The 21,811-nt window shown below is 71.9% G+C and carries 17 protein-coding genes; 13 read left to right on the top strand and 4 right to left on the bottom strand.

The genetic code is table 11. The features are described from left to right. Nucleotides 1-554: 554 nt before the first annotated feature. The 3 genes from OG349_RS10740 to glgX form a co-directional block, all read right to left on the bottom strand. Nucleotides 555-2,456 (bottom strand): ABC transporter ATP-binding protein, encoded by a 1,902-nt coding sequence (locus OG349_RS10740; RefSeq protein ID WP_327234396.1) that lies wholly within the window; start codon nt 2,454-2,456, stop codon nt 555-557. Further along, the gene (locus tag OG349_RS10735) at nt 2,453-4,333 is read right to left on the bottom strand and encodes an ABC transporter ATP-binding protein (RefSeq protein WP_327234395.1); all 1,881 of its coding nucleotides are present in this window, start codon (nt 4,331-4,333) and stop codon (nt 2,453-2,455) included. Before OG349_RS10735 ends, OG349_RS10740 begins: the two co-directional genes overlap by 4 nt. 72 nt (nt 4,334-4,405) lie before the next feature. Then, nucleotides 4,406-6,670 (bottom strand): glycogen debranching protein GlgX, encoded by a 2,265-nt coding sequence (glgX, locus tag OG349_RS10730; protein WP_327234394.1) that lies wholly within the window; start codon nt 6,668-6,670, stop codon nt 4,406-4,408. Between the two features lie 150 nt (nt 6,671-6,820). On the opposite strand from glgX, the gene OG349_RS10725 reads away from it, so the two are divergent. The 13 genes from OG349_RS10725 to OG349_RS10665 all read left to right on the top strand — a co-directional run bounded on the left by OG349_RS10725 (nt 6,821) and on the right by OG349_RS10665 (nt 20,444). Beyond that, nucleotides 6,821-8,041, top strand: coding sequence for a L,D-transpeptidase (locus tag OG349_RS10725; protein WP_327234393.1), 1,221 nt, complete (start codon nt 6,821-6,823; stop codon nt 8,039-8,041). A gap of 144 nt (nt 8,042-8,185) precedes the next feature. After that, nucleotides 8,186-9,493: a L,D-transpeptidase gene (locus OG349_RS10720; RefSeq protein WP_442806375.1), complete on the top strand. Its 1,308-nt coding sequence runs from the start codon at nt 8,186-8,188 to the stop codon at nt 9,491-9,493. 101 nt (nt 9,494-9,594) lie between these two features. After that, nucleotides 9,595-10,365 (top strand): enoyl-CoA hydratase/isomerase family protein, encoded by a 771-nt coding sequence (locus OG349_RS10715; RefSeq protein ID WP_327234391.1) that lies wholly within the window; start codon nt 9,595-9,597, stop codon nt 10,363-10,365. A gap of 261 nt (nt 10,366-10,626) precedes the next feature. Then, a complete protein-coding gene (locus OG349_RS10710; protein WP_327234390.1) occupies nt 10,627-11,151 on the top strand; it encodes an ATP-binding protein in 525 nt (174 codons plus the stop codon). Between the two features lie 170 nt (nt 11,152-11,321). Further along, nucleotides 11,322-11,966, top strand: a complete 645-nt coding sequence (locus OG349_RS10705) for an ADP-ribosyltransferase (RefSeq protein ID WP_327234389.1) — start codon at nt 11,322-11,324, stop codon at nt 11,964-11,966. Nucleotides 11,967-12,068: 102 nt separating this feature from the next. Further along, nucleotides 12,069-12,284, top strand: a complete 216-nt coding sequence (locus OG349_RS10700) for an EF-hand domain-containing protein (protein ID WP_161309364.1) — start codon at nt 12,069-12,071, stop codon at nt 12,282-12,284. A 208-nt stretch (nt 12,285-12,492) separates the two neighbouring features. Then, complete coding sequence (locus OG349_RS10695; protein WP_327234388.1) at nt 12,493-13,305, top strand: MIP/aquaporin family protein; 813 nt, start codon at nt 12,493-12,495, stop codon at nt 13,303-13,305. Nucleotides 13,306-13,499: 194 nt separating this feature from the next. Continuing rightward, nucleotides 13,500-14,558: a L,D-transpeptidase gene (locus tag OG349_RS10690; protein ID WP_327234387.1), complete on the top strand. Its 1,059-nt coding sequence runs from the start codon at nt 13,500-13,502 to the stop codon at nt 14,556-14,558. Between the two features lie 134 nt (nt 14,559-14,692). Then, entirely contained in the window at nt 14,693-15,088 is a 396-nt protein-coding gene (locus OG349_RS10685) for an LPXTG cell wall anchor domain-containing protein (RefSeq protein ID WP_327234386.1), read from the top strand. A gap of 71 nt (nt 15,089-15,159) precedes the next feature. Next, nucleotides 15,160-15,837, top strand: a complete 678-nt coding sequence (locus OG349_RS10680) for a class F sortase (protein WP_327234385.1) — start codon at nt 15,160-15,162, stop codon at nt 15,835-15,837. Nucleotides 15,838-15,975: 138 nt separating this feature from the next. After that, nucleotides 15,976-16,758 (top strand): SAM-dependent methyltransferase, encoded by a 783-nt coding sequence (locus OG349_RS10675; RefSeq protein WP_327234384.1) that lies wholly within the window; start codon nt 15,976-15,978, stop codon nt 16,756-16,758. A 126-nt stretch (nt 16,759-16,884) separates the two neighbouring features. After that, complete coding sequence (locus OG349_RS10670; protein WP_327234383.1) at nt 16,885-18,234, top strand: bifunctional glycosyltransferase family 2/GtrA family protein; 1,350 nt, start codon at nt 16,885-16,887, stop codon at nt 18,232-18,234. Beyond that, nucleotides 18,231-20,444, top strand: a complete 2,214-nt coding sequence (locus tag OG349_RS10665) for a glycosyltransferase family 39 protein (RefSeq protein ID WP_327234382.1) — start codon at nt 18,231-18,233, stop codon at nt 20,442-20,444. Before OG349_RS10670 ends, OG349_RS10665 begins: the two co-directional genes overlap by 4 nt. A 31-nt stretch (nt 20,445-20,475) precedes the next feature. Here the strand turns inward: OG349_RS10665 and OG349_RS10660 are convergent, their stop codons facing one another. Further along, nucleotides 20,476-21,630 carry a PP2C family protein-serine/threonine phosphatase gene (locus tag OG349_RS10660; protein WP_327234381.1) on the bottom strand — a complete coding sequence of 385 codons (1,155 nt, stop codon included), beginning with the start codon at nt 21,628-21,630 and terminating at the stop codon, nt 20,476-20,478. Nucleotides 21,631-21,811: the final 181 nt, after the last annotated feature.

Below are 21,811 nucleotides of genomic sequence, written 5' to 3'. Positions count from 1 at the left end.
TTCTGCGATGGGGGTACCGGGCCGCACGGTGAGCAGCCCGGGCAGAGCCTGCGGAGCGAATGCTGCGGTACGAAGTGACGCCGTACCGGTGGTGCGGAGAACGGGGGAAGAGTCGCAGTCGGGGCACCCGTCTGTCAGGACCGCGTCAAGAAGTTGGCCGGAAATCGTCCGGTGCCCGAAAGGCCCTGTTCGTTAAGCGGACGTTTCGCCGGTGATCACCGCGATGCCGCCGCAGGTTCTCCCCGCCCCGACCTGCCGGACTTCGTCCCGGCCAAACTCGAATGTGTCATCGATGAACACAGTGTTGACCACGGGAAAGCGAACGCACGCGCGGCCCACTCGAACTGTGGCGCATTCCGTGCCCCGGACCGGACGCCGGGCGGCCGCGGCCGGGCCGCAGGGGGCCAGGGCGCGCACCCGTGGAACCTCCCCTGCCGCTCGCGGCGACCCCGGCCGGACGCTGTACGGGACGCACGTGGCCGGTCCGACCACGCGGCGAGGCGGGGTGACGGGTGTGGCAGGACCGCGAAGAGCCGCCCGGACGCGCCCCGGCGTCACGCCAGGCTGTCGCGCCACGCGCGGTGCAGGCCCGCGAAGCGGCCCGTGCCCGCCACGAGGTCCGCCGGGCGGCCGTCCTCCACGACGCGGCCGTGTTCCATCACCAGCACCCGGTCCGCGATCTCGACCGTCGAGAGGCGGTGGGCGATCACCACCGCCGTACGGCCGCGCAGGACCGTGTCCATCGCCCGCTGCACCGCCCGCTCGCCCGGGATGTCCAGCGAACTGGTCGCCTCGTCGAGGATCAGCACCGCCGGGTCGGCGAGCAGGGCCCGCGCGAAGGCCACCAACTGGCGCTGGCCCGCGGAGATGCGGCCGCCCCGCTTGCGGACGTCCGTGTCGTACCCGTCCGGCAGCGTCGCGATGAACTCGTGCGCCCCGATGGCCCTCGCCGCCCCCTCGATCTCCTCGCGGGTCGCGTCCGGGCGGCCGATCGCGATGTTCTCCGCGACCGTGCCGGAGAACAGGAACGCCTCCTGCGTCACCATCACGATCCCGCGCCGCAGTTCGGGGGTGTCCAGCTCGCGCAGGTCGACCCCGTCGAGCAGGACGCGGCCCTCCGTCGGGTCGTAGAAGCGCGCCAGCAGCTTGGCGAGCGTGGACTTGCCCGCGCCCGTCGAGCCGACGACCGCGACCGTCTGGCCGGCCGGGAGGGTCAGGTCGAAGCGCGGCAGGATCTCACCGCCCGTACGGTACGAGAAGCTCACCCCGTCGAAGACGACCTCGCGGCCCGGCAGATCGCCCGCGAGGGCCGGCAGCGGACGCGGCGACGCGGCCTCCGGCACCGAGGGCGTCTGGGCCAGCAGCCCCGCGATCTTCTCCAGGGAAGCCGCCGCCGACTGGTACGAGTTGAGGAACATCCCGAGCCGGTCGATCGGGTCGTACAGCCGCCGCAGGTAGAGCACCGCCGCGGCCAGCACCCCCAGCGCCAGCGTGCCGTCCGCCACCCGGTACGCGCCCCAGAGCACGATCCCGGCGACCGCCACGTTCGCGACGAGCCGGGAGCCGACGACGTAACGGGCCATCTCCAGCAGGGCGTCGCCGTTGCTGAGCCGGTGCCGGTCGTTGAGCCGCTCGAAGTCCGCGTCGTTGGCGCGCTCGCGGCGGAAGGCCTGCACCGGCCGGATGCCGTTCATCGTCTCCGCGAACTTCACGATGACGGCGGCGATCGCGGTCGAGCGGATGCCGAAGATCCGGCCCGCCCGCTTCTGGTAGAGCCGTACGAGCAGATACAGCGGCACGAACGAGATCACGGCCAGCGCGCCGAGCCCCAGGTCCAGGTAGAGCAGCATCGCCGAGATGTAGACGAACGCCAGTACCACCGCGATGAGTTCCTGGAGGCCCTCGCTGAGCAGCTCCCGCAGCGACTCCACGTCCGTGGTCGACCGGGAGATCAGCCGGCCCGAGGTGTAGCGCTCGTGGAAGTCCACACTCAGCGCCTGGGCGTGGCGGAAGATCCGGCCGCGCAGGTCGAGGAGCACGTCCTGGTTGATCCGCGCGGAGGCCAGGATGAACGCCCACTGGAAGCCGCCCGAGCCCAGCGCGCAGATCAGATACCCGGCCCCGACGGCGACGACGGGACCGTGGTCGCCGTCGCGGAACGCCGGCACCCCCCGGTCGATGGCGTACGCGACGAGCAGCGGGCCCGCCTGGGACGCGGCCTGCTGGAGCAGCAGGAGCAGCGTGGCCACGATCACCCGGGGGCGGTGGGCGCGCAGCAGCGAGCGCAGCAGGGTGCCGGTGGCGCGCGGGGGAGCGGGCAGGGCGTCACGGTCGAAGGGGTCGCCGGACGACGGAGCCTTCGTGAGGGAGGGCGCGGCGGCGGTGACGGCAGTGGCGGTGCCGTCCGCGGGCTGCCCGCCGCCCGTGTCCGTACCGGTCGAGGTGGACGTACTCATCGGGCGTTCTCCTCCGCGGCCTCAACAGCCTCCATGGCCTCAGCGGCCTCGACAACCTCGGCGGCCTGTGCAGCCTCCAGCGCTTCGGCGGCCCCCGCTCCCGCGCTCGCGCCCGACATCAGCCACGCGTACTCCTCACTGCTCCGCAGCAGCTCCTGATGCGTGCCGACCGCCGTGATCCGGCCCCCCGAGATCAGCGCCACCCGGTCCGCCAGCAGCACCGTCGAAGGCCGGTGCGCCACCACCAGCGCGGTGGTCTCCCGCAGCACCCGCCGCAGGGCAGCCTCCACCAGCGCCTCCGTGTGCACGTCCAGCGCCGAGAGCGGATCGTCCAGCACCAGGAAGCGCGGCCGTCCCACCACCGCCCGCGCCAGCGCGAGCCGTTGGCGCTGGCCCCCCGAGAGGCTGTGACCCTGCTCGCCGACCTGGGTCGCCGTACCCTCCGGCAGATCCTTCACGAACCCGGCCTGGGCCACGTCCAGCGCCCGCCCCAGGGCCTCCTCGCCCGCGCCCTCCGCGCCCATCAGCACGTTCTCCCCGACACTCGCCGAGAACAGCGTCGGCTCCTCGAACGCCACCGACACCAGCTCCCGCAGCCGTGCGCGCGGCATCAGCCCGACGTCCTGGCCGTCGAGCGTGATCCGCCCCGCCGTCACCTCGTGCAGCCGGGGGACCAGCGCGGTCAGCGTCGTCTTGCCGGAACCGGTCGCCCCGACCAGCGCCATCGTCTCGCCCGGCCTGATGTGCAGGTCGATCCGGTCCAGTACGGGCACGGAGTCCGCCTCGGCGTCCGGATAGCGGAACGACACCCCCTCGAACCGCAGCCCGCCCGCGCCCTCCGGCGCCGCGCTCCCCGTACCCGCCGCGTCGGCGTCGTCCTCGACCTCTTCCGGTACGTCCATCACCTCGAAGAATCGCTCGGTCGCCGTCGCCGACTCCTGGCTCATCGCCAGCAGGAACCCCAGCGACTCCACCGGCCACCGCAGCGCCAGCGCCGTCGACAGGAACGCCACCAGCGTGCCCGCCGACAGGTCACCGTCCGCCACCTGGATCGTGCCCAGCACCAGCGCCGCGCCGATGGCCAGCTCCGGGAGCGTCATGATCAGCGCCCAGATGGCCGCCAGCAGCCGGGCCTTGGCCAGCTCGGTGGTCCGCAGCGTCCCGGCGAGCGCGTGAAAGGCGCGGGACTGGCTGCGATGCCGGCCGAAGCCCTTGATGATCCGGATGCCGAGCACACCCTCCTCGACCACCGTCGTCAGATCCCCGACCTGGTCCTGCGCCTGCCGGGCGACCGCGGTGTACCGCGACTCGAAGAGCGAGCAGAGGACGACCAGCGGCACGACGGGAGCGAGCAGCACCAGCCCGAGCGACCACTCCTGCATGAGCAGGATCACAAAGCCGGCCAGGATCGTGACCGCGTTGACCAACAGGAACGTGAGCGGGAACGCGAAGAACATCCGCAGCAGCATCAGGTCCGTCGTACCGCGCGAGAGCAGCTGCCCCGACGGCCAGCGGTCGTGGAAGGCGACCGGGAGCCGTTGCAGGTGCCGGTAGAGGTCGGCGCGCATCGACGCCTCGACCCCGGCCAGCGGGCGCGCCACCAGCCACCGCCGGAACCCGAACAGCACCGCCTCGGCGATCCCCAGGAGCAGCAGGTACAGCGCTCCCCGCCAGATGCCGCCGGTGTCCCGGTCGGTGACCGGGCCGTCCACCATCCACTTGAGGATCAGGGGGAAGACCAGGCCGAGGCAGGACGCGACGATCGCGACAAAAGCCGCACCTGCGAGGCGGTGGCGTACGGGTCGCACGTAGGGCCACAGTCGCAGCAGGGACTGCGCGGTGGACCGTTCCTTGGTGGCTGCATGTTTTTCGGGCATCAGGGGCGAGCCTACGGTTCACCACTGACATCGCTCATGTGGTTTTCCCGACACCCGGCTCCGCCGGGGCCCTCACCCGGTGGCACCCGGCTCCGCCCGCACCCGGAACAGCAGCACCGACCTCCCCGGCAGCGTCACACCCGCCCCTCCCTCGTGGACCGTGCCCGGCTCCTCCGTCTGCTCCTCCAGCGAGGTGTCCACGACCAGTTCGTACGCCTCCGCCCACGGCGGGCCCGGCAGGACGAACTCCACCGGCTCCGGACCCGCGTGCAGGACCGTGAGGAAGCTGTCGTCCGTGATCTTCTCGCCCCGCGCGTCCCGCCCCGGGATGTCCCGCCCGGAGAGGAAGAGCCCGAGCGTCGAGGCCGGCGCGTACCAGTCGTCGTCCGTCATCTCCGTACCGCGCGGGGTGAACCACGCGAGGTCCGCCAGCCCGTCGGGCGCCTGCGGCCGGCCGGAGAAGAAGGCTCGGCGGCGCAGGACGGGATGCGCGTGCCGCAGCGCCAGCAGGCGGCGCGTCAGCCGGTACAGGCCGTGCGCGCCCGGCTGGTCCAGCAGCGACCAGTCGAGCCAGCTGACCGCGTTGTCCTGGCAGTAGGCGTTGTTGCTGCCCCCTTGCGTACGGCCCATCTCGTCGCCCGCGACCAGCATCGGCACACCCGTCGACACCAGCAGCGTGGTGAGCAGGTTGCGCAGCTGGCGCCGCCGGAGGGTGTTGACGGCCGGGTCGTCGCTCTCGCCCTCCACCCCGCAGTTCCAGGAGCGGTTGTCGTTCGTCCCGTCCCGGTTGTCCTCGCCGTTCGCCTCGTTGCGCTTGTGCTCGTACGACACCAGGTCGCGCAGGGTGAAGCCGTCGTGGGCGGTGATGAAGTTGACGGAGGCGTACGGCCGCCGGCCGCCCCACGCGTACAGGTCGCTGGACCCGGACAGCCGGTAGCCGAGATCCCTCACGTCGGGCAGCGCGCCGCGCCAGAAGTCCCGTACGGCGTCGCGGTACCGGTCGTTCCACTCCGTCCACAGCGGCGGGAAGGCCCCCACCTGGTAGCCGCCGTTGCCGACGTCCCACGGCTCCGCGATCAGCTTCACCCGGCGCAGCACCGGGTCCTGGGCGATCACCGCGAGGAACGGCGACAGCATGTCGACGTCGTGCATGGAGCGGGCCAGGGCCGCCGCCAGGTCGAAGCGGAAGCCGTCGACGCCCATCTCCGTGACCCAGTAGCGCAGCGAGTCGGTGATCAGGCGCAGGACGTGCGGCTGGACGACGTGGAGGGTGTTGCCGCAGCCCGTGTAGTCCGTGTAGGCGCGGGGGTCGGACTGGAGGCGGTAGTAGCCGCGGTTGTCGATGCCCCGCAGGGAGAGGGTCGGGCCCTGCTCGCCGGCCTCGGCGGTGTGGTTGTAGACCACGTCCAGGATGACCTCGATGCCCGCCGCGTGCAGGGCGCGGACCATTTCCTTGAACTCCTCGACCTGCTGGCCCCGGGTGCCGCCCGCCGCGTACCCCGCGTGCGGGGCGAAGTAGCCGATCGAGTTGTAGCCCCAGTAGTTGTGCAGGCCCCGGCGCAACAGGTGGTCCTCATGGGCGAACTGGTGCACCGGGAGCAGCTCGACGGCGGTCACGCCGAGCCGCTGGAGGTGGTCGATCGCGGCGGGATGGGCCAGGCCCGCGTACGTGCCGCGCAGCTCCTCCGGGATGCCGGGGTGGAGCTTGGTGAAGCCCTTCACGTGCAGTTCGTAGATGACGGAGTCGGCCCAGGGGGTCTTCGGGCGGCGGTCGTCGGCCCACTCGTCGTCGGGCGCGTCGTCGTGGACCACCACGCCCTTGGGGACGTACGGGGCGGAGTCGCGCTCGTCGCGGACGGTGTCGGCGACCTGCCGCTGCGGCCAGTCGCGCACATGGCCGTAGACCTCGGGCGGCAGCCGGAAGTCGCCGTCGACCGCGCGGGCGTACGGGTCGAGCAGCAGCTTCGCCGGGTTCCAGCGGGCGCCGGTCCAGGGGTCCCAGCGGCCGTGGACCCGGAAGCCGTACCGCTGGCCAGGGCGGACGCCGGGCACGAAGCCGTGCCAGATCTCATGGGTCAGCTCGGTCAGCGGCAGCCGGGTCTCGATCGTCCCGGGACCGCGCGGGCCGTCGTCGAAGAGGCACACCTCGACGGCCTCGGCGCCCCCGGCCCAGAGCGCGAAGTTGGTGCCCGCGACGCCGTCGGGCCCGACGCGGTAGCGCGCCCCGAGCGGGGTGGCCGCCCCGGGCCACACGTCCAGGCGGCGTATGCCGGTCTCCGCTCTCCCCCTCTCCCGCACCGATTCCCGCACTGCCTCCTGCTCGGCTGCGCTCGTCACCTGACCGGCCTCCCGCGGCTCGTCGGCCTCGCGGATCGGTGCGCACGGCGTCCCGGCCGTGGCTCTCCTCGCGTGGTCCTCCCTCTGTTCTTCCCTCATGAGACCCCGCCCTCACGTTTCCCCCGGAGGGGGGTGGTCGTTGGGCGGGACGTGAGACACGTACTGAAGCGGGCAGGGACCGGCACGGCCGTCGCTCTGGCAGGAGCAGGACTGGTGGCGGCCCTGGCCGGCCTCGTGGGATGCACCAGTGGCGGAAGCCTGCCCGAAGGGAAGTCGGGGGCCCCGGGCGACACGATCCGGATCACCCCCGAGGACGGCGCGAAGTCCGTCCGGGTGTCCGGGCGGATCGAGGTGAGGGTGCCGGACGGCCGTATCGAGCGCGTCACGGTGGCGCGGGTCGAGGACGCGCGGCGCACCGAGCTGCCGGGCCGTATCTCCCCGGACGGCCGGACCTGGCGCCCGGGAAGCGGCGCGCGGGTCGCGCCCTCGGCCAAGTACAGCGTCGACGCGGTCGCCGTGGACGGCGCGGGGCGGCGCTCCGCCCGGCACAGCACCTTCACGACGGCCGTTCCCCAGGACCGTTTCATCGGCTACTTCTCGCCCGAGAACCGCTCCACCGTCGGCGCCGGGATGATCGTCTCGTTCGACTTCAACCGGGCGATCCGGGACCGCGCGGCCGTCGAGCGGGCCATCGAGGTCACCGCCGACCCGCCGGTGGAGGTCGTCGGCCACTGGTTCGGCGACGAGCGGCTCGACTTCCGGCCACGGGAGTACTGGGCCCCGGGCACCGAGGTCACCGTCGCGGTGCGGCTGCGGGACGTCGAGGGCGCCCCGGGTGTCCTCGGCATCCAGGAGCGGACGACCGGCTTCACCGTGGGCCGCTCGCAGATCTCCCTGGTGGACGCGGAGAAACACACGATGGAGGTACGGCGGGACGGCGAGCTGCTCTCGACCCTGCCGATCACGGCGGGCGCCGCCAAGACCCCCACGTACAACGGGAAGATGGTCGTCACGGAGCTGCACGACGTCACCCGCATGGACGGCAGGACGGTCGGTTTCGGCGGGGAGTACGACATCAAGGACGTGCCGCACGCGATCCGGCTCACGACCTCGGGCACCTTCCTGCACGGCAACTACTGGGCCGCGCCTGCCACGTTCGGCTCCGCCAACGTCAGCCACGGGTGTGTCGGGCTGCTGGACGTCAAGGGCGGCGGCGAGGAGACCCCGGCGGGGTGGTTCTTCGACCGGACCCTGATCGGTGACGTCGTGGAGGTCGTCCACTCACGTGACCGGATCGTGGCTCCCGACAACGGACTTGGCGGCTGGAACATGGACTGGACGGAGTGGAGGAAGGGCTCCGCACTCCGCTGACCTGCACCCGTTGGGACGGAACGGTGACAATCACGAGATCTTCCCCATGCTTGCGATGTGATTGTCTGACGCTGGGCGCGGGCAATCGGCGCGCGAGAGTGCGGGCCGTGGCGGGGCCAGGCCGTGCGAGGGGAGACGACCATGGTGAACGGCTTGCCGATATCGGGGACTTCAGGGATACCGGGGACATCGGCGGGACCGGTCCGCGGTCCGCGGGGCCGGCGACCGGACGGACGGCGGGGGCGCGGGAAGCGCGGACTGCTGGCGCTGGCGCTGGGAGGAGTGCTCCTGGTGGTCACCGCGTGCGGGGGCGGGGACGACGGCTCCGACAAGGGTGCCTCCGCCGGCAAGGGCGGCGGCAAGGGTGCGGCCTCGGTGGAGAACGCGGCGTCCGTCGCGGTCGTGACGGTCGCGCCGAAGGACGGCTCCAAGGCGGTCGCGACCACGGGGGTCCTCAAGGTCTCCGCCGACCGGGGCAAGTTGACCTCGGTCACCGTCAAGGACGACAAGGGCAACGAGGTCGAGGGCAAGCTGACCGCCGACGGCGCCGACTGGGAACCGACCCAGCACCTCGCCGGCTCGACCAAGTACAAGGTGCACGCGATAGCCAAGGACGCCGACGGCCGGGAGTCCGCCAAGGACACCACCTTCACGACGCTCGTGCCGCAGAACACCTTCATCGGCCAGTACACGCCGGAGAACGGTTCGACCGTCGGCGTCGGCATGCCGGTGTCGATCAACTTCTCCCGGGGCATCACCGAGCCCGACGCCGTGGAGAAGGCCATCACGGTGACGGCGGAGCCGTCCGTACCGGTCGAGGGTCACTGGTTCGGCAACGACCGGCTGGACTTCCGGCCTGAGAAGTACTGGGCCGCGGGCACGAAGGTGACCGTCGAGCTCAACCTCGACGGGGTCGAGGGACGCCCCGGGGTCTACGGCGAGCAGGCCAAGTCGTTCTCGTTCACCATCGGCCGCAGCCAGGTCTCGACGGTCGACGCGAGCGCCCACACGATGAAGGTCGTGCGGGACGGCAAGCAGATCAAGAACATCCCGATCACCGCGGGCGCGCCGTCGACCACCACGTACAACGGCCAGATGGTGATGAGTGAGAAGTACGAGGTCACGCGGATGAACGGCGCGACCGTCGGTTTCGGCGGCGAGTACGACATCAAGGACGTGCCGCACGCGATCCGGCTCTCCACCTCCGGCACCTTCGTGCACGGCAACTACTGGGCGTCCTCGGGGACGTTCGGCTCCGCCAACGTCAGCCACGGCTGCGTGGGGCTGCGGGACGTCAGGGGCGGCGGCAAGAACGGCACCCCGTCCGCGTGGTTCTTCGAGCAGTCGATCATCGGCGACGTGGTGATCGTCAAGAACTCGAAGGACAAGCAGATCGCCCCGGACAACGGCCTCAACGGCTGGAACATGTCCTGGGCGGAGTGGACGAAGTAGGTCGCCTCGCAAGCACTCCCACCGCCTGAACGGCCGGGCCCGGCGCACTGTGACCAAGTGCACCGGGCCCGCCGCCGTTAATCCCCGTTAACCTGCCACCCATGGCTACCGTGAACCTCGAAGTCTCCGACGGCGTCGGCACGATCCGGCTCGACCGTCCCCCGATGAACGCGCTGGACGCCTCGATCCAGGACCGGCTGCGCGAACTGGCCGAGGAGGCCGGCCGGCGCGACGACGTACGGGCCGTGATCCTGTACGGCGGCGAGAAGGTCTTCGCGGCCGGCGCCGACATCAAGGAGATGCGGGACATGGACCACGCGGCCATGGTCCTGCGCTCCCGGGCCCTCCAGGAGGCGTTCACCGCCGTCGCCCGCATCCCCAAGCCCGTCGTCGCGGCCGTCACCGGCTACGCGCTCGGCGGGGGCTGCGAGCTGACGCTCTGCGCGGACTACCGGATCGCCGCCGACAACGCGAAGCTGGGCCAGCCCGAGATCCTGCTCGGGCTGATCCCGGGCGCCGGCGGCACCCAGCGGCTCGCCCGGCTGATCGGCCCCTCCCGCGCCAAGGACCTCATCTTCACGGGCCGTCAGGTACGGGCCGACGAGGCCCTCGCGATCGGTCTGGTCGACCGGGTGGTCCCGGCGGCCGAGGTGTACGAGCAGGCGCACGCGTGGGCCGCCGCCCTCGCCCAGGGGCCCGCGCTCGCGCTGCGCGCGGCCAAGGAGAGCGTGGACGCGGGTCTGGAGACGGACCTGGAGACGGGCCTCGCGATCGAACGCACCTGGTTCGCAAGCCTGTTCGCGACCGAGGACCGGGAGCGCGGCATGCGCTCGTTCGTGGAGGACGGCCCCGGCAAGGCGCGGTTCCTCTGATCCCGCGTTTCCGGGCTCTCGTGCTCTCGGTCTCCCTGTTCCGTCAACCGCGTGCACGGCTTATCACAACCTTAAAAGGGCCTTAAGGAAAATGCCGTGATCGCTGTTGGTGATCATCCGAATGCGGGTTGTCATCCCAGGTCAGGGTGGCTGTCGGAGGACGTCGGGTGCCTTGGGCATATGCCTGACGCCCTGTCTGGAATGACTCATTCCGGGGGGTTGAATCCCCCGGAACGCCCCCGGTGACGGCTCCGGGCAGCCATGATGGGAGACATGGCGGGCCTGGAGGGTGTGGAGCAGCCGCGGCAACGCGGCAGTGCGACCGCTGCGCGTTGGATTCCGGCCGCCGAGGACGAACAGGCGCTCAAAGCCCTGGAGTTGTACGGCAATCCGACGGACGGCGAGGTGCGGCTCCCGTCCCGCCCGGAGTCCGCCTCGGCCGCCCGGAAGATCACCCACACGGTGGTGCTGCACCAGTGGGCCCTCTCCCCGCAGACGGCCGAGCAAGCGGTGCTGCTCGTCTCCGAGCTCGTGGGCAACGCGGTGCGTCACACGGGCGCGCGGGTCTTCGGTTTACGCATGGTCCGTCGCCGTGGCTGGATCCGGATCGAGGTGCGCGACCCGTCGCGCGGACTGCCCTGTCTGATGCCGGTGCAGGAAATGGACACCAGCGGGCGCGGCCTCTTCCTGGTGGACAAGCTGTCCGACCGGTGGGGCGTGGATTTACTGCCCCGGGGCAAGACGACCTGGTTCGAGATGCGCGTCGCCGACCGCCAGGTCCCCTGACACTTCCCCCACGGACTCACTCCGTCACCCTCGCACTCTTCTCCCTGCGCCACCCGGGTGACATCCCTTGGCCACAACTCGCCATTTGATGGCAGGAGTTCGACAGGGACACGCCGCCGTACGGGTGACGGTCCCCCTACGGCCACCGTGCGGGCGGGAGGGTGCTCCCCATGATCACCACTCGTCTGCGGCGCCGGGCCGCCGCCCTCGCCCTGTCCGTCACCGCCGTACTGGTCCCCGCCTCGGTCACCGAGGCCGCGCCCGCCGCCCCCCGTACCGCCGCTCCCGCGGCCGTGACCGCAGCCGCCCCCGCCGCCCTGGCGGCCCCCGCGTCCTGTCCCGTCCTCTACGACCCGCTGTTCGCCGCGGCGGACCGCCGGGTCGACCTGAGCAGGATCACCCCCGAGCCCGCGTGGCGCTCCGACTGCCGGCAGCTGTACCGCGCCGACGGCCGCGCGCCCGCCGTCGTCTTCGAACAGGGCTTCCACCCCAAGGCGCCGCTCGACGGGCAGTACGACATCGAGAAGTACGTGCTCGTCAACCAGGACTCGCCGTACGTCTCCACCACCTTCGACCACGACCTCTACAAGCAGTGGAGGAGCGGCTTCAACTACTACGTCGACGCCCCCGGCGGGATCGACGTCAACAAGACCATCGGGAACACCCACAAGTGGGCGTCCCAGGAAGAGGTCGCCTTCATCGGGGGCATCGCCCGCGAACACATCGTCGGCGCGTGCCCGGTGGACAAGAAGAAGAAGGTCGAGATCATGACGGAGTGCGTGGACAACCCGCACTACCGCCCCTGGCGCGGCTGACCGGGACGCGCGGCCCCCCGCCGCCCGGGCTGCCGCCGTTCGGGTGAGTGCGGGCGGATAATCTGGGTCCGTCAACACAGCATGAACGAAGGGGCGGACACAGTGGCGGACATCGACGACGCGCGTAAGGCATTCGACCGGTTCGACGCCGACGGCGACGGACTCATCACGGCCGTGGAGTACAAGAGCGCCATGGCGCAGCTCGGTGACTTCCACGTCACCGAGACCGTGGCTCAGGCCGTCATCAACGCCCATGACGCCAACGGTGACGGCCTGCTGACCTTCGACGAGTTCTGGGCCGCCCGCAAGGGCGAGTGACCCCGCGCCGCACGTGAGGCCCGGCTCCGGCCGGGCCTCACGCGCGACCGCCCCGGGTGACCGCCCCGCACGAGTGCCCCGGGTGAACGCCCCCGTCGCCGTCCTGGGGCCGACAGTCACTCATATGCCTCCGCCGCCCTGCCGACATGACCGTTTCATGCTTATTTGGTCATGACCGCGGCTCGGAACTAGGTGGAGGCAGGCGCTCATGGCAAAGGGATTGAGGAACACCCTCGTCGGGGAGATGGCCGCGGAGTTCGCCGGCACGTTCATCCTCATCATGTTCGGATGCGGCGTGGTGGCGCAGGTGCAGGCACCGAACCTCGGCGACCACGACAGCATCGCCTGGGCGTGGGGCTTCGGCGTCATGCTCGGTGTGTACGTGGCGGCCCGGGTCAGCGGGGCCCATCTCAACCCCGCGGTGACCCTGTCCCTCGCGGTCTTCCGCGGCTTCGCGTGGCGCAAGGTGGCGCCGTACGCCTTCGCCCAGACGCTGGGCGCGTTCTGCGCCGCGCTGCTCGTGCGCTGGAACTACACGGAGATCCTGGCGAAGTTCGACCCGGGGCACACGTTCAAGACCCAGACGGTCTTCTCCACCCTCCCCGGCAACGGGGTGCTGCCGGTCAGTGAGTACGGCGCGTTCCGCGACCAGGTCATCGGTACGGCGCTCCTGGTGATGGTCATCTTCGCCATCACCGACCTGCTGAACACGCCCCCCGGCGCCAACCTCGGCGCGCTGATCACGGGTCTGCTCGTGGTCGCCATCGGCATGGCGTGGGGCGCCGACGCCGGATACGCGATCAACCCGGCCCGTGACTTCGGCCCCCGTCTCGCGAGCTTCATCACCGGCTACGACACAGCCTGGCGGGACCAGTACGGCAACTTCTACTGGTGGATCCCGATCGTCGCCCCGCTCGTCGGCGGACTGGTCGGAGCCGCGTTCTACAAGTTCGTGATCTCCACGTTCCTGCCCGTCGCGCAGAAGCAGGAGCAGGGACGGGCCCCGATCGCGGACGTCTGACCGACCGGATCGCCGGATCGTCCTACGGCGGGTGCGGGCCCTCAGGGGCCCGCACCCGCCGTTTTGGCCGTTGCTTTACGTGCGCCTTGCAACCGCTTTGCCATGGTTCATGTCTCTATGGGTGGAGGGGCGGCTATGGGGGCGGATGTCAGGTCCTGGGACACATGACGGCACATGACGGAGCGGAGTACGGAATGGGCACGCGCACGCGCAGGGGCATCGCCAGGGGCAGGATCAAGAGCGGCGGCATAGGCATCGCGCTGGCCACCACCGCGGTGCTGCTGGGGGCGACCGCCTGCGGGGCGAGCGCCTCCGCCTCGGGCTCCGCCACCGGCGCCGCCGCCTCGGGCGCCGGCGCGCGGACCGCGACCCACGCCACTCACGCCGCCCTGACGCCGAGCGCGAGCCCCGCGGCATCGGCGTCCCGGCCGGCCGGACCGCCGATGCTGCTGGACACGATCACCCCCCGGACGGGCACCACCGTCGGCGTGGCGATGCCGGTCTCGGTGAACTTCACCGACCCGGTCGCGCCGTCCGCCCGCGCCGGGATCGAGAAGCAGCTGAAACTGACCACGTCGGTCCCGGTCAACGGGGCCTGGCACTGGTTCGGCGACAAGCGGGTCGACTGGCGGCCCGCCTCGTACTGGCCGAGCGGTACGAAGGTGACCCTGGACGCCGAGCTGACCGGCGTCACCGACGGCCACGGCCGCTACGGCACCCACGCGTACCACCACAGCTTCACCGTCGGCAGCGACACGGAGGCCACCGTCTCCGCCTCCGGTCACACGATGAAGGTGACCCGCGACGGCAGGACCGTCCGTACGCTCCCCATCGACGCGGGCAGCAAGGACTGGCCCTCCTGGGACGGGACCATGGCCGTGGTGGGCAAGGCGAAGACGGTCCGTATGACGTCGTGCAGCGTGCACATCACCTGCGACAAGAAGGACCCGGACTTCTACGACCTGACGCTGCCCTGGGACGTCCAGCTCACCGCCTCCGGCACGTATCTCCACTACTCCACCGGCGACCCCCGGCCCGGTCACAGCAGCGGCTCGCACGGCTGCGTGCACCTGTCGCTGGCGGACGCCAAGTGGTTCTACGACTACGTCAAGCAGGGCGACCCGGTCACGATCACGGGCTCCCCGCGCGGCAACGCGGCGGCCGACAACGGCTACGCCGACTTCAACCTGACCTGGACGCAGTGGCTGGCGCAGAGCGCGACCGGCGCGCAGGTGACGCCGGTCACGCTCTGAGAACGCGCTGATGTGATGACCACAGCGTCCTGACAGGTTCCTCATCACTTCACGCCAGCCTGGGAGCGAGCCCGGGACCCCGGCCACCGGGGTCCCGGGCTCCACCGAGTTCCCGCTGGAATGGAGCCATTCCCATGAGTCACCGTCCCTCCGCGCGTTCCGTCGTGCTGGTCGCCGCGACGCTCTGCGCCGTCCTCGCGCCGTCCGCCGCCGCCTTCGCCTCCGACGCGCCCTCGGCGAAGGCCGACCGGTCCGCCGCCGCGGCGTCGGCCCGCCCCCAGCGGGCCGCGCCGCAGGACCCCACGAAGGCCGCCGAGCCCGTCCGGTCGGCAGCCCCGTCCCCCGTACCGGCCACGGGCCGCCCCTCGGCGGTGCCGCGCGGCGGTGTGGCGGCCGGTGAGCGGCCCGCGTCGGGCGGGGGCGACACCGCCGCGCTCGCCGGCTCGGCCGCGGGTCTCGCCCTGCTCGCGGGAGCGGGCGCGTACGTGCTCCGCCGCCGTACCACCACCACCGCCCACCGCAGCAGCTGACCGACTTCCGAGGGGCCTCCGTCCGGCCGGGCGGGGGCCCCTCGGTGCGCCGTACCGCCCAGGAGACTTCCATGCCTCGTCCGCAGCAGGACCCGCGACCACACACGCACCACCGCCCCGCGCTTGCCCGCCTCGCCCTCGCCCCGGCCGCCGTCCTGGCCGTCCTCGCCCTCCTCACCACCGGATGCTCGTCCGGCTCCGGCTCCGGCTCCGGCTCCGACACCGAGGCCGCCGCCCAGGCCTCCCCGCCGGCCGGCTCCTCCTCCCCGGAAAGCCCCGGGGGTACGAAGTCCTCCGCGCCGCCCGCCGCCGACCCCGCCCGCGTCACCATCCCCTCCCTCGGTGTGGACAGCTCCCTGATGGCCCTCGGCCTCAACAAGGACGGCACCGTCGAGGTGCCCCCGGCGGACCGGGGCATGACTGCGGGCTGGTACACGGGCGGAGCCGTACCGGGCGAGCCCGGCGCCGCCGTGATCATCGGACACAACAGCACCCGCCTCGGCCGGGCCGTCTTCCACGACCTGAAGAAGATCCGCGAGGGCGCGGACATAGCCGTACGGGACACCCGCGGCGCGACCGCCCACTTCACCGTCACCGGCACCGAGACGGTCGGCAAGACGTCCTTCCCGACGCGGAAGGTCTACGGCCCCACCGACACGCGGGCGCTGCGGCTGATCACCTGCGACGGCGCGTTCGACGCGCAGGGGCACCCGGTGGACAACCTCATCGTGTACGCGACCCTGAGCTGAGGTTCTCCTCCCCAACCCGCCCCGGAGGCGCGGTCGTTGGTGTGGCAGGATGCGTCGGGGCGGTGGTGGTCCGCAGCGGGGGACAGGTCGGCACACGTCCCAGCCCCGTGGCCCGGCCAGACACCCTTGGAGCCCTTCATGACGCCCGGTACGCCGAAGTCCCAGGTCGACACGAGCAAGCCGCACCCGGCCCGTATCTACGACTACCTGCTCGGCGGCAAGGACAACTACGCCGTGGACCAGGCCCTGGCCGGCCAGCTGACCCCCGAGGCACAGGAAGGCGCCCGGCAGAACCGCGCCTTCATGCACCGGGCGGTCGGCTGGGTGGCCCGCAGCGGCATCGACCAGTTCCTGGACATCGGTACGGGCATCCCGACCGAGCCGAACCTTCACCAGGTCGTCCAGGAGGTCGATCCCAGGGCGCGGATCGTCTACACGGACAACGACCCCATCGTGCTGCGGCATGCCGAGGCCCTGCTCATCAGCACCCCCGAGGGGCTCACCGACTACATCGAGGCCGACGTGCGGCGCCCCGAGGAGATCCTCGATCACGCCCGCTCGCTGCTCGACTTCCGGCGCCCGGTGTCGCTGTCCCTGATCGCCCTCATGCACTTCGTGCCGGACGAGGACGACCCGTACGGCATCACCCGTACCCTGATCGACGCCCTGGCGCCCGGCAGCGTGCTGATCCTCTCCCACCTGACCGGGGACTTCCTCACCCCGGAGCAGAACCGGATCTCCGAGTACCGGTCCAGCGGCATCAACCTGCGCCCCCGTACCCGCGCGGAGGTCGAGCGGTTCTTCGACGGGCTCGACCTCATCGAGCCGGGCCTCGTCACCCACTGGTACAAGGACACCCCCGCGCCGGCGGACAGCACGGGCACCGACCTGCTCTACTCCGGGATCGCCCGCGTCCGGTGAGCGGGTCCGGTGAGCCGGTCCGGTGAGTCCGCCGACCGTCCACCGATCCCGGCCGCCCGGCGGACTCATATGCGCCCCACAGGTTCACCACACTGAGGTGACAGCGGCCGCGGCGAGTGTCGGAGCATGCGAACCGACACTGTGTGGGGCGCCCTCCCGGCCCGGGAGCATCTCCTGGCCGACGCGACCGTCGCCCCCCTGCTCGACGTGACGATCCCCGTCCACAACGAGGAGCGGGACCTTGAACCGTGTGTGCGGCGCCTGCACGGTCACCTGGCCGCCACCTTCCCGTACAGCTTCCGCATCACCGTCGCCGACAACGCCTCCACGGACGGCACCGCCGAGGTGGCAGTGCGGCTGGCCGCGGAGATCCCCGAGGTGCGCGCGTACCGCCTGGAGGAGAAGGGGCGGGGGCGGGCGCTCCGTACCGTCTGGACCGACTCGGACGCGCCCGTCCTCGCCTACATGGACGTGGACCTGTCGACCGGCCTCAACGCGCTGCTGCCGCTGGTCGCCCCGCTGATCTCCGGGCACTCGGACCTGGCGATCGGGTCGCGGCTGTCCCGGTCGTCGCGGGTCGTGCGCGGTCCCAAGCGGGAGTTCATCTCACGGTCGTACAACCTGATACTCAAGTCCTCGCTCTCCGCGCGGTTCAGTGACGCGCAGTGCGGCTTCAAGGCCATCCGCGGCGATGTCGCCGAGCGGCTGGTGCCGATGGTCAAGGACAGCGGGTGGTTCTTCGACACCGAGATGCTCGTCCTCGCCGAGCGTGCGGGACTGCGCATCCACGAGGTGCCCGTGGACTGGGTCGACGACCCGGACAGCCGGGTGCACCTCGTCAGCACCGCCGTGGCCGACCTCCGGGGTGTCTGGCGGGTGGGGCGGGCCCTCGCGGTGGGCGCGCTGCCGCTGGACCGGCTCGCCCGGCCCTTCGGCGACGATCCACGCGACCGGCAGATCTCGGGTGTGCCCCGGGGGCTCGCGCGGCAGCTGGTCGGTTTCTGTGTGGTCGGGGCGCTGTCCACGCTGCTGTATCTGCTGCTCTACTCCGTCTTCCGTACGGTCGGCGGACCGCAGATCGCCAACGGCGCCGCGCTGCTCGTGTCGGCGGTCGTCAACACGGCGGCGAACCGGCGGCTGACCTTCGGGGTACGGGGGCGGCGCGGCGCGGTCCGGCACCAGGCGCAGGGTCTGGTGGTGTTCGCGATCGGGCTGGCGCTGACGAGCGGGTCGCTGGCGGCCCTGGACGCGGCTTCCGGCGATCCCGCGCACTCGACGGAGCTGGCGGTGCTGATCGCGGCCAACCTGGCGGCGACGGTGGTGCGCTTCCTGCTGCTGCGGGCGTGGGTGTTCCCGGACCTGCCCGACCCGCGTGACCGCTCCGAACTGCCTGATCCGCGTGACCGCTCCGAACTGCCCGACGCGCAGGACCGGTCCGACCTGCCCGACCCGTACGACCCGAGGACGGCCCGATGACCACGACCGTGTACCCCGGAGTCCCGGCGGAGGCCGCCGACGGACACCGCCGTACCACCGGAGGCGCCCTCGGACGCTTCTGGCGGGGCAGGCCGGAGGACTCGCCCGCCGTACGGCCGGCCCTGTTCGCCGTCCTCCTGGCCGCGCTCGTGCTCAACCTCTGGGATCTGAACGCGTCCGGATACGCCAACTCCTTCTACTCCGCCGCCGTGCAGGCGGGCAGTGAGAGCTGGAAGGCCTTCTTCTTCGGATCGTCCGACGCGGCGAACTCCATCACCGTCGACAAGCCCCCGGCCGCGCTGTGGCCGATGGCGCTGTCCGTACGGCTCCTCGGGCTCGGCGGGTGGCAGATCCTGCTGCCCCAGGCGTTGATGGGGGTCGGCACGGTCGCGGTGCTGTACGCGGCTGTCCGCCGCCGGTTCAGCGCCTCCGCCGGGCTGATCGCGGGTGCGGTGCTGGCCCTGACACCCGTCGCCGCGCTCATGTTCAAGTTCAACAACCCGGACGCGCTGCTGGCGTTGCTGATGACCGCCACCGTCTACTGCGTGCTCCGCGCGCTGGAGCGGGGGCGGACGAAGTGGCTGGTGTGGGCGGGAGTGGTGATCGGGTTCGCGTTCCTGACGAAGACGCTCCAGGCGTTCCTGATCCTGCCGCCGCTGGCGCTGGTGTACGCGGTGTGCGCGCCGGCGTCCCTGCGGCGCAGGTGCGGCCAACTCGCCCTCTCCGGGCTGGCCGTGGTGGTCGCGGGCGGCTGGTGGGTGGCGGTCGTCGAGCTGTGGCCCGCCTCGTCACGTCCGTACATCGGTGGTTCGCAGGACAACTCCTTCCTTGAACTGACCTTCGGCTACAACGGCCTGGGCCGCCTCAGCGGCGACGAGGCCGGCAGTGTCGGCGGGGGCGGTGGCGGGGGCGGCGGTGGCGGGAACAGCGCGGGCGGGACCGGCATCGGCCGGATGTTCAGCGAGTCGGTGGGCAGCCAGATCGCCTGGCTGCTGCCGGCCGCGCTGCTGCTGCTCGTCGCCGGCCTGGTGGTGACGCGGCGGGCGGCCCGTACGGACGCGACCCGTTCGGCGTTCCTGGTGTGGGGCGGGTCGCTGCTGATCACCATGGGTGTCTTCAGCTTCATGGCGGGGATCTTCCACCAGTACTACACCGTGGCGCTCGCGCCGTACCTCGCCGCTCTGGTCGGCATGGGCGCGGCCCTGCTGTGGCGCGAACGCGCGCATCTCCTCGCCTCCTCGGTGCTCGGGGTGACGGTGGCGGTGACGGCGGTGTGGTCGTACGTCCTGCTCGGCCGGACCCCGGACTATCTGCCGTGGCTGCGCTGGGCGGTGCTCGTCGGCGGTCCGGTCGCGGCGGTCGCGCTGCTGGGAGTGGGGCGCTTCGGGCGTCAACTCGCCCTGGGGGCGGCCGGTCTGGGCATCGCCGCCTCGCTGGCGGGACCGTTCGCGTACACGCTGACGACGGTCGGCACCCCGCACTCGGGGTCGATCATCACGGCGGGTCCGTCCGGCGTCAGGTTCGGCGGTGCGGGGGGACGTGGCGGCGGAGGTGGCGCCAGGTTCGGCGCGGGTGGCGAGGCGCCTCCCGGCGCCGTACCCGGACAGCAGGGGCAGGGCAGGCCGGCGCAGGGCGGCGGCCAGGGAGGTGGCCAGGGAGGTGGCCAAGGAGGTGGCCAAGGAGGCGGACAAGGCGGCGGCCAGGGAGCAGGCCAAGGTGCCGGTCAAGGCGGCGGCCAGGGCCAGCCCAGGGGCGCCATGCCCGGTGGTGGTACGGCTCCGCAGGGCCGGCCAGGCGGCGGCGCGGCCGGCGCCGGTGCGGAAGCCGGGGGTGCGGCCGGGATGATGGGCCTGCTCAACGGCACGGCGGTCAGCGACCAGGTCGCGGCGGCGGTGAAGAAGAACGCGGGGGATTACACCTGGGTCGCCGCCACCATCGGCTCGCAGAACGCCGCGGGCTACCAACTCGCCACCCAGCAGCCCGTGATGGCCATCGGCGGCTTCAACGGAACCGACCCGTCGCCCACCCTCGCCCAGTTCAAGCAGGACGTGGCCGACGGCAGGATCCACTACTTCGTCGCCGGGGGCCGGGGCTCGAACGGAGGCAGCAGCGGGCAGATCACCGCGTGGGTCGAGGCAGGCTACAAGACGGTCACCGTGGACGGCACGACCCTCTACGACCTGACCGCGCCGAAGGCCACGACCGGCTGAGGAGACGGGCTGACGGGCCGACGGCGCCGGGTCACCGTTCGGCGGCGTCCCCGGGGGCCGCCGTGACCACGAGGACGGCGGCGTCGTCGGCGAGCAGTTCCCCCTCGGAGTGCTGGACGAGGGCGGTGCGCAGGCGCTCCAGCAGTTCGTCGGGCGGCAGCCCGGCCAGCTCCCGCAACGTGTCCGTCAGGGGGAAGAACACCCCCTGGCGGTCACGTGCTTCCGTGACCCCGTCCGTGCACAGCACGAGCACGCAGTCCGCCGTGATGGTCGAGTCGAGCGGTGTGCGCGGTACGCCGATCAGCGGGCCCAGGCCGAGCGGGAGACCGGGCTCGCTCATCGCGATCTCCGTCACCCGGCCGCCGGCCACGACGTAGTGGGGCACGTGCCCGCACACCACGGTCGTCGTCCGCCCGTCGGCCCCCGCCTGGATGACCGTGGCGGTGACGAAGCGTTCCATGTCGGCGCCGTCGACCGAGGCGGCCGCGTTGTAGCGCAGCAGGGCGCTTTCCATCTGTTCCGTCAGCCGGACGACGTCCGGCTGGTGGAAGGCCGCCTCCCGGTACGCGGTGAGGACGGCGTGCGCGGCTCCCAGCGCGGCGAGCCCGTGGCCCTGGACGTCGCCGATGAGGATCCGTACCCCGTACGGCGAGTCCACCACCTCGTAGATGTCACCGCCGACGCGGGCGCCCTGCTGGGCGGCGAGGTAGAACCCGGTCGCCGTGAGCGGCCCCGCGGTCAGCGGGAAGGGCTGCAACAGCGTGTTCTGTACGGCGTTGGCCACCGCGCGGGTCTCCGCGAGGAGGTGCTCCCGCTGGATGCGGACCCGGGAGATCAGCAGGGTGGCGAGCACGAAGAGCGCGGTGGTGACGAGCGACAGGGCTTCGAGGACGGGGCGGCCCAGCGGGTCGTTCACCGCCTCCGCGACACTCACCGCCGCGACGGCCGCGGCGGAGATCAGCGCCTGGCGGCGGGTGCCGAGCAGGGCGGTGGCCAGCAGTCCCAGTCCTGACAGGCCGGCGAGCCGGATGTCGTTGCTGACGACCACGTCGGCGAGGAACAGCCCGACCGACAGGACGACCGACACCACACACGCCCAGAGACCCCAGGCCGGGGACGGTTCGTCCAGGTCGCGGATCTCGGCCGACAGCCGCGCCCGCGCACGGCGAAACGGCTTCCACGTCACGAGGGGCACCGGGCCCGGACGTCCCCCGGCGGACAAATCGTATGGTCGCGCACCGGATCAGTGTCACCGACGGCACGGTGCGGGCGCCGAATGCCACGCCGTCCCGCCCGGCCACGGTGCACGTCACGGGCCCCGTGGCGTACCCGGGGGTTCCCGGCGCCGGGGCCGGTGTCAGTGGGCC

Origin of the sequence: Streptomyces sp. NBC_01317 (genome assembly GCF_035961655.1) — a bacterium.
GTDB lineage: Bacteria > Actinomycetota > Actinomycetes > Streptomycetales > Streptomycetaceae > Streptomyces.
The sequence above is the reverse complement of the archived record's forward strand: the minus strand, read 5'-3'. Positions and strand labels throughout refer to the sequence as shown.

What these genes read in the sequence shown, in the direction of transcription:
- OG349_RS10740 (WP_327234396.1), bottom strand. Translation starts at nt 2,456, where the DNA reads ATGAGTACGTCCACCTCGACCGGTACGGACACGGGCGGCGGGCAGCCC.
- OG349_RS10735 (WP_327234395.1), bottom strand. Translation starts at nt 4,333, where the DNA reads ATGCCCGAAAAACATGCAGCCACCAAGGAACGGTCCACCGCGCAGTCC.
- OG349_RS10715 (WP_327234391.1), top strand. Translation starts at nt 9,595, where the DNA reads ATGGCTACCGTGAACCTCGAAGTCTCCGACGGCGTCGGCACGATCCGG.
- OG349_RS10710 (WP_327234390.1), top strand. Translation starts at nt 10,627, where the DNA reads ATGATGGGAGACATGGCGGGCCTGGAGGGTGTGGAGCAGCCGCGGCAA.
- OG349_RS10705 (WP_327234389.1), top strand. Translation starts at nt 11,322, where the DNA reads ATGATCACCACTCGTCTGCGGCGCCGGGCCGCCGCCCTCGCCCTGTCC.
- OG349_RS10695 (WP_327234388.1), top strand. Translation starts at nt 12,493, where the DNA reads ATGGCAAAGGGATTGAGGAACACCCTCGTCGGGGAGATGGCCGCGGAG.
- OG349_RS10690 (WP_327234387.1), top strand. Translation starts at nt 13,500, where the DNA reads ATGGGCACGCGCACGCGCAGGGGCATCGCCAGGGGCAGGATCAAGAGC.
- OG349_RS10685 (WP_327234386.1), top strand. Translation starts at nt 14,693, where the DNA reads ATGAGTCACCGTCCCTCCGCGCGTTCCGTCGTGCTGGTCGCCGCGACG.
- OG349_RS10680 (WP_327234385.1), top strand. Translation starts at nt 15,160, where the DNA reads ATGCCTCGTCCGCAGCAGGACCCGCGACCACACACGCACCACCGCCCC.
- OG349_RS10675 (WP_327234384.1), top strand. Translation starts at nt 15,976, where the DNA reads ATGACGCCCGGTACGCCGAAGTCCCAGGTCGACACGAGCAAGCCGCAC.
- OG349_RS10670 (WP_327234383.1), top strand. Translation starts at nt 16,885, where the DNA reads ATGCGAACCGACACTGTGTGGGGCGCCCTCCCGGCCCGGGAGCATCTC.
- OG349_RS10665 (WP_327234382.1), top strand. Translation starts at nt 18,231, where the DNA reads ATGACCACGACCGTGTACCCCGGAGTCCCGGCGGAGGCCGCCGACGGA.